The sequence below is a fragment of the Actinomadura rayongensis genome (assembly GCF_009831215.1).
Taxonomy (GTDB): Bacteria; Actinomycetota; Actinomycetes; order Streptosporangiales; family Streptosporangiaceae; genus Spirillospora; species Spirillospora rayongensis.
The window spans coordinates 257,455-263,627 of sequence record NZ_WUTW01000008.1 but is presented as its reverse complement, the minus strand read 5'-3'; the positions used below and the strand labels follow the sequence as shown (position 1 = coordinate 263,627).

Sequence of the window (6,173 nt, the reverse complement as noted above, 5' to 3'; positions counted from 1 at the left end):
GCCGCCGCGTCCGGCCGCGGCGCCCGTGCGGCACGCCGCGCCGGCCGCCGCCGCGCAGGCCCGGCGGCGGCCCGGGCCGCTCGGCCAGCCGGTCGTGGCGGTCGTGCTCGTCGTGATGATCAGCGCGGGCGCGTCCCTGGCGTTCACCCGCTGACCCCGGAGGCGCCGTCCCCGGGCCCGCGGCGGGCCCGGGGACGGCGGCGCGTCACAGTCCCGGGATCTCGTGGTTGCGGAACGCGTCCACGAACAGCCGGTGGTCGTCGCGGACCACCGCCGCGTACTCGGTGCCGAACTCGATCATCGCCGCCACGAACGCCGACTCGTCCGCGCCGATCACCGCGCTGATCGCGTCCTCGACCTGGAACCCGACGAGGGTGTGGTCGGAGTCGGTGTCGGACACGCAGTGGATCTTGGCGGTGGCGCGGCCGAGGTCGTCCAGGACGGGCACCATCTCCTCCGGCTCGGTCAGCGCCGACCAGTCCAGGTCCGCCTCGTAGGGGGACAGCTCCTGCACGACGTACCCGACGCCGTCCAGCTCGGTGTACCCGAGCCACGGGTCGGCGTTGGCCTGCAGCGCGCGCCGCGACACGGCCGTGCGGTGCCCGTGGTGGCGGAAGTACTCGCGGATGCGGGCGTCGTCGACGATCCGCGACGGCGCGGCGATGTTGCCCTGCTTCATCGACAGGATGACGTCGTTCTCCAGCGCCTGGCTGTGCCCCTCCACCAGGATCGTGTACGCCGACAGGCCCGCCGACCCGATCCCGAACCCCGACGACCCGACGATGTCCTTCACCGCGTAGGTCAGCTCCCGGAACCGCTTGTCGGCCGGGATGGTGTCCAGGTAGGCGCGGTAGGCGGCCTCGACGCGGGCGCGCTCGGCGTCGTCCAGCCGCCGGTGCCCGGGGTGCTCGCGGAACCGGCGCCCGTCGTGCTCCACCCGCGTCAGCCGGTTCAGCAGCGCGATCCGCGTGGACGACAGCGCCGCGACCAGCACGTCGCGGACGTACCCGTCGGCGGTGTCGAGGGTCAGCGCGAACGCGTCGTCGTCGCCGTGCTCGGCGAAGTGCCGGACCTGGTCGACGTAGGCGCGGACGTAGGTCTCGATGAGGCGGTGGATGTCGGCGTCCGACAGCGCCTTGCCCCACGCCAGCAGCGCCACGCTCGCGACCAGCCGCTTCACGTCCCAGGTGAAGTGCCCGACGTAGGCCTCGTCGAAGTCGTTGACGTCGAACACGAACACGCCGTCGTCGGTCATGTAGGTGCCGAAGTTCTGCGCGTGCAGGTCGCCCTGGATCCACACCCGGGACGTGCGCTCGTCGGCCCACGGGTCCTCGTCGCGGGCCATGTCGGCGTAGAACAGGCACGCGCTGCCCCGGTAGAACGCGAACGGGTCGGACGCCATCCGGCGGAAGCGGCGGCGGAACTCGGCGGGCGCGCGGTCCATCAGCGGCGCGAACGCCTCGACCAGCACGGCGACGATCTCCGCGCGGCGGTCCTTGGGGTCGCGGTCGCGCAACGCCGCGGTGATGCCGGCCATCGTGGGCTCCTAGCAGGAAGGGAAGGGGAATCCGCCCCACCGGCGGATTCGAGAGCATTGTGCCGAACCGCTCCGCCGGCGGGCGGAAAGATCACGCGAACGCGCGGGAACGTTCCGGAGTGTGACGCCCGCCGGGGCCCGCCCGGATCCGGCCGGATCCGGCCAGTGCGCGTCCGGCCGCTCCCCCTTGACGCCGCCGGTGCGGGCCCTGACCACCTTCGGTCATGATCAGGACTGTTCGCGCCGCGGAACCGGCACGCAACATTGTTTCCGACTCCCGGTAACCGTCGTAGGTTGTCTTCGAGTCGCCCGCCGTCCGACCCCGTCGAGGGAGATCCATTGCCCGTCCAGCACGCCGCCGCCACGGAAACGATCCGGGACATGGCCGGTTCGGTCCGCCGCCATCCCGCGCTGGAGAACGAGTTCTACCGGCACTGGATGTCGGGTCCGCTCCCCTTCCGGCAGGTGGAGGTGTTCGCCCGCGAGTTCTACGCCCGCACGATCGACACGACCGTGATGATCGCGCTGTCGGTCCTGCACACCGACGACCTGGCCGCCCGCGCCGCCCGCGTCAAGCACCTCTACACCGAGTACGGCAACGGCGACCCCGACAAGGCGCACCTGCTGCTGCTGGAGCGCATGCTGACCGGCCTGCTCGGGCGGCTGCGCGGCGGCGGGTACTCCGTCCAGGAGCTGCGCGCCGGCGGGGGCCGCCCCGAGACCCGCGCGTTCGGCGACGCCCGCCGCGCCCTGTTCACCGACGCCGACCCGCGCGTCGTGCAGGGCGCGCTGCTCGCCCAGGACGCCCTCGCGCACTCCACGACCATCCGCATGTACGAGGGGATGCGCAACTACAAGCACCTGTACGACGAGGAGGAGTTCCACGCCTCCTGCGAGTACTTCTACGTCCACATCTGCGAGGCCGCCAAGTCCGACCGGGAGGAGCTGGTCGCCGCCGCCGCCGACGTGTGCCGCGACGAGGTCGACCTCGCGCAGGTCCGCCGCGGGTTCGACGGTGTGCTGGACCTCACCGCCGCCTACTGGGCGGCGGTGCACCGCGCCATGCGCACCCTGACCTGAGCGCCCTGACCTGACCCGGACGCCCGGCCCGGCGTTCCCGCGTCCCCGACCTGTGGGACGATCTGCGCATGATCGTGGAACGCCGGGTCGAACTGCGCTTCGAGGACGAGAGCCGGGCGAACGAGACGCACACCAACCTGTCGGCCGTCCGCCGCGACGGGGACTGCCTGTGGGTCGCGGGCGACGAGACCGCCACCGTCGAGCGCCTCACCGCCGTGACCGGCGCGGACGGCCGCGTCACCGCCTACACCGGGCACCGCACGGTCGCGCTCGGCGACTTCGTGCCGCTGCCCGCCGGCGACGGCGAGGAGGCCGACATCGAGGGCCTCGCCGTGCACGGCGGCTGGCTGTGGGCGGTCGGGTCGCACAGCCTCAAGCGCAAGCGGATCAAGGACGGGCAGTCCGACCGCAAGGCCCGGCGCCGCCTGGCGACCGTCGTCCGCGAGGACAACCGGTATCTGCTCGCCCGCATCCCCCTCGCCGCCGGCGCCGACGGGCTGCCCGAGCCGGTCGCCCGCGACGGGGACCGCACCGCCGCCGCGCTCGGCCTGGACAAGGACTCGGTCGCCGACCTGCTCGCCGACGACCCGCACCTCGCGCCGTTCCTGGCCGTCCCGAGCAAGGACAACGGGCTGGACGTCGAGGGCGTCGCCGTCCACGGCGACCGCCTCTACCTCGGGCTGCGCGGGCCCGTCCTGCGCGGCTGGGCCGTCCTGGTCGAGATCCGCCCCGGCCCGCACCCCGCCGACCCGCGCCGCCTCGTCGCGCTGCCGTTCGGCGACGACGGCGAGCGGTACCGCACCCACTTCCTCGACCTCGGCGGCCTCGGCATCCGCGACCTGTGCCCCGACGGCGACGACCTGCTCATCCTCACCGGCCCCAGCATGGCGCTGTCGGGACCCGTCCGCGTCGTGCGGTGGGCGGGCGCCGCGCACGCCGACGCGCCCGGCGTGCTGCGCGACGACGCCCTCACCGTCCTCGGCGACCTCCCGCACGGCGACGGCGAGGACCACGCCGAGGGCATCGCCGTCCTGGAACGCTCCCCCGACGGGACGCGGCTGCTCGTCGTCTACGACAGCCCCGCCGCCGCGCGGCTCACCGGCACCGGGATCTACGCGGACGTCGTCCTCCTCCCCTGAGTAAGCGTCCGCTTTCCTCGTCTGCTTGGATGGTCCCCGGCACGACGAGAGGTGACGCATGATCGAGTGGTCCGACGAAGACGTCATGGTCCGCGACGCCGTCCGCGACTGGATCGACGCCAAGGTCCGTCCCTGCCTGGACGACCTGGACTCCGGGGCCCTCCCGCCCTACGACCTGCTGCGCGACCTGTTCCGCACGTTCGGGATGGACGAGCTGGCCCGCACCTCGTTCGCGTCCCGCCGCGACGGCGCCCGGGACGGCGCCCGGGACGGCGGCGGGGACGTCGCGCGCGGCGGATCCATGGCCCTGCTCCCCGTCATCGAGCTGTCGCGCGTCGCGCCCGGCCTGGTCACCGCGCTCGGCGTCAGCCTCGGCCTCGCCGCCGGGACGATCATGAAGCGCGGCACCCCCGAGCAGAAGGACCGCTGGGGCCTGGACCTGCTCACCCTCGACAAGGTCGGCGCCTGGGCCATCACCGAGCCCGGCTCCGGCTCCGACGCGTTCGGCGGCATGGCCGCCACCGCCCGCCGCGACGGCGACGGCTACGTCCTCAACGGCAACAAGACCTTCATCACCAACGGCCCCCACGCCGACACCATCGTGTTCTACTGCAAGCTCGACGACGGCCGCCCGCCCCGCGACCGCGAGATCCTCACCTTCGTCCTGGACCGCGGCATGCCCGGCCTGGAGCAGACCCCCGCCCTGCGCAAGATGGGCCTGCACTCCTCCCCCACCGGGCAGCTCCTGCTCACCGACGTCCGCGCCGGAGCCGACCGGCTGCTGCCCGCCGGCGACGGCGGCGGACGCGAGTCCGCCCGGCAGAACTTCGTCACCGAGCGCGCCGGCGTCGCCGCGATGGCCCTCGGCGTCATCGAGGAGTGCCTGCGCCTGTCGGTCGCCTACGCCCGCGACCGGCGGCTGTGGGGGCAGGCGATCGGCGAGTTCCAGCTCGTCCAGCTCAAGCTCGCCAAGATGGAGGTCGCGCGCCTCAACGTCCAGAACCTCGTCTTCCGGCACCTGGAGATGCAGCGCGCCGGACGCGACACCACCCTCGCCGAGGCGTCGGCGATGAAGCTGTACGCCGCGCAGGCCGCGTCCGAGGTCGCGCAGGAGGCCGTCCAGCTGTTCGGCGGCAACGGCTACATGAGCGAGTACCGCGTCGAGCAGCTCGCCCGCGACGCCAAGAGTTTTCAAATCTACGCGGGCACCGACGAGATCCAGATCACCCACATCGCCCGCGACCTCCTGTCGCGCTGACCCCCGTCTGGACACGGCGTGCGGCGCGCTCGATACTGACGTTCATGGACGGCGTCGCGCACGAACACCACGGGCTCGTCCCCGCACGCGCCTCCGACGCCGAACGCGACCGCGTCCTGCGCGTCCTCGCCGACCACCACGCCGAGGGACGGCTCTCGCAGGACACCTTCGAGCAGCGCGTCGACCGCGCCCTGCGCGCCCGCAGCGACGCCGAACTCGCCGGGATCGTCGAGGACCTCCCGCCGACGAGCCGCGTCACCCGCCGCCTCACCGGGCTCATCGCCGGCCTGTCGGTCGTCACCGCCCGGCTGGAGGAGGCGTGGCGCGCGCCGCGCCTGCCGCGCTTCGCGCTCCCGCCCGACGGCCTGGCGCGCATCCTCGTCGGCCGCGCCCCCGGCTGCCACCTCACGCTGCCCGACCGGACCGTGTCCCGGCTGCACGCCGAGATCCACCGCACGCCCGGCGCCGAGCACTGGACCGTCCACGACCTCGGCTCCATGAACGGCACCCGCGTCAACGGCCGCCGCCTCACCGGGCCCGCCCGGCTCCGCCCCGGCGACGAGGTCGCGTTCGGCGAGTGCCGCTTCATCGCCGCCGCCCCCTGAGGGGCGCGGCGCCTCAGACCGGGCCGGGGCCCCGCTGGTAGCGCGACTGCTCGGCCGCCGCGGCCTGGTCGATCCGCATCTTGAACCCCTCCGGGTCGGGCACCCGCTTGAGCCGCAGCATCCCGTGCTCGGACGCCGACTGCACGTCCAGCGTCCCGTACCGCATGATCCGCTGCCACAGCGTCGCCCGGAACGCCACGTCGTTCACCCGCGCCAGCGGGATGCTGTGCCCCGACTTGGTCAGGAAGCCCTTCCGCAGGTAGATCCGCTTGGTGGTGAGGATGTACATCTCCGCGCGCCACCGCAGCAGCGGCACCAGCCAGAACCACACCGACGCGACCACCGCGAGGCCCAGCACGACGTACCCGGCCGTCCGGCCCCAGTCCTCGTCCAGCGGCAGCGCCCACGCCGCCGCGCCCGCCACGACCCACACCAGCGCCAGGAGCAGGAACTCCTCGATCATCTCGGTCCAGTGGCGGCGCGTGGCCAGCACCAGCGCTTCGTCCTCGGCGATGTACCGGTCAGCGAACCCCATGCCGGGCATCCTTACACAG

General features: G+C 73.4%; 6 protein-coding genes. 4 read left to right on the top strand and 2 right to left on the bottom strand.

Annotation, left to right across the window (positions count from 1 at the left end):
- Positions 1 to 205: 205 nt before the first annotated feature.
- Complete coding sequence (locus GQ466_RS27730) at positions 206 to 1,537, bottom strand: DUF2252 domain-containing protein (RefSeq protein WP_161105994.1); 1,332 nt, start codon at positions 1,535 to 1,537, stop codon at positions 206 to 208.
- Between the two features lie 381 nt (positions 1,538 to 1,918).
- Here GQ466_RS27730 and GQ466_RS27725 point away from each other — a divergent pair, with 381 nt between their 5' ends.
- The 4 genes from GQ466_RS27725 to GQ466_RS27710 all read left to right on the top strand — a co-directional run bounded on the left by GQ466_RS27725 (position 1,919) and on the right by GQ466_RS27710 (position 5,619).
- Complete coding sequence (locus tag GQ466_RS27725; protein ID WP_237418425.1) at positions 1,919 to 2,617, top strand: iron-containing redox enzyme family protein; 699 nt, start codon at positions 1,919 to 1,921, stop codon at positions 2,615 to 2,617.
- Positions 2,618 to 2,685: 68 nt separating this feature from the next.
- The gene (locus tag GQ466_RS27720; RefSeq protein WP_161105992.1) at positions 2,686 to 3,756 is read left to right on the top strand and encodes a DUF3616 domain-containing protein; all 1,071 of its coding nucleotides are present in this window, start codon (positions 2,686 to 2,688) and stop codon (positions 3,754 to 3,756) included.
- A gap of 58 nt (positions 3,757 to 3,814) precedes the next feature.
- Complete coding sequence (locus GQ466_RS27715; RefSeq protein ID WP_161105991.1) at positions 3,815 to 5,014, top strand: acyl-CoA dehydrogenase family protein; 1,200 nt, start codon at positions 3,815 to 3,817, stop codon at positions 5,012 to 5,014.
- 44 nt (positions 5,015 to 5,058) lie between these two features.
- Entirely contained in the window at positions 5,059 to 5,619 is a 561-nt protein-coding gene (locus GQ466_RS27710) for a DUF1707 and FHA domain-containing protein (protein WP_161105990.1), read from the top strand.
- A gap of 13 nt (positions 5,620 to 5,632) precedes the next feature.
- Here the strand turns inward: GQ466_RS27710 and GQ466_RS27705 are convergent, their stop codons facing one another.
- The gene (locus GQ466_RS27705) at positions 5,633 to 6,154 is read right to left on the bottom strand and encodes a PH domain-containing protein (protein ID WP_161105989.1); all 522 of its coding nucleotides are present in this window, start codon (positions 6,152 to 6,154) and stop codon (positions 5,633 to 5,635) included.
- Positions 6,155 to 6,173: the final 19 nt, after the last annotated feature.

What these genes read in the sequence shown, in the direction of transcription:
- GQ466_RS27725 (WP_237418425.1), top strand. Translation starts at nt 1,919, where the DNA reads ATGGCCGGTTCGGTCCGCCGCCATCCCGCGCTGGAGAACGAGTTCTAC.
- GQ466_RS27710 (WP_161105990.1), top strand. Translation starts at nt 5,059, where the DNA reads ATGGACGGCGTCGCGCACGAACACCACGGGCTCGTCCCCGCACGCGCC.
- GQ466_RS27730 (WP_161105994.1), bottom strand. Translation starts at nt 1,537, where the DNA reads ATGGCCGGCATCACCGCGGCGTTGCGCGACCGCGACCCCAAGGACCGC.
- GQ466_RS27720 (WP_161105992.1), top strand. Translation starts at nt 2,686, where the DNA reads ATGATCGTGGAACGCCGGGTCGAACTGCGCTTCGAGGACGAGAGCCGG.
- GQ466_RS27715 (WP_161105991.1), top strand. Translation starts at nt 3,815, where the DNA reads ATGATCGAGTGGTCCGACGAAGACGTCATGGTCCGCGACGCCGTCCGC.
- GQ466_RS27705 (WP_161105989.1), bottom strand. Translation starts at nt 6,154, where the DNA reads ATGGGGTTCGCTGACCGGTACATCGCCGAGGACGAAGCGCTGGTGCTG.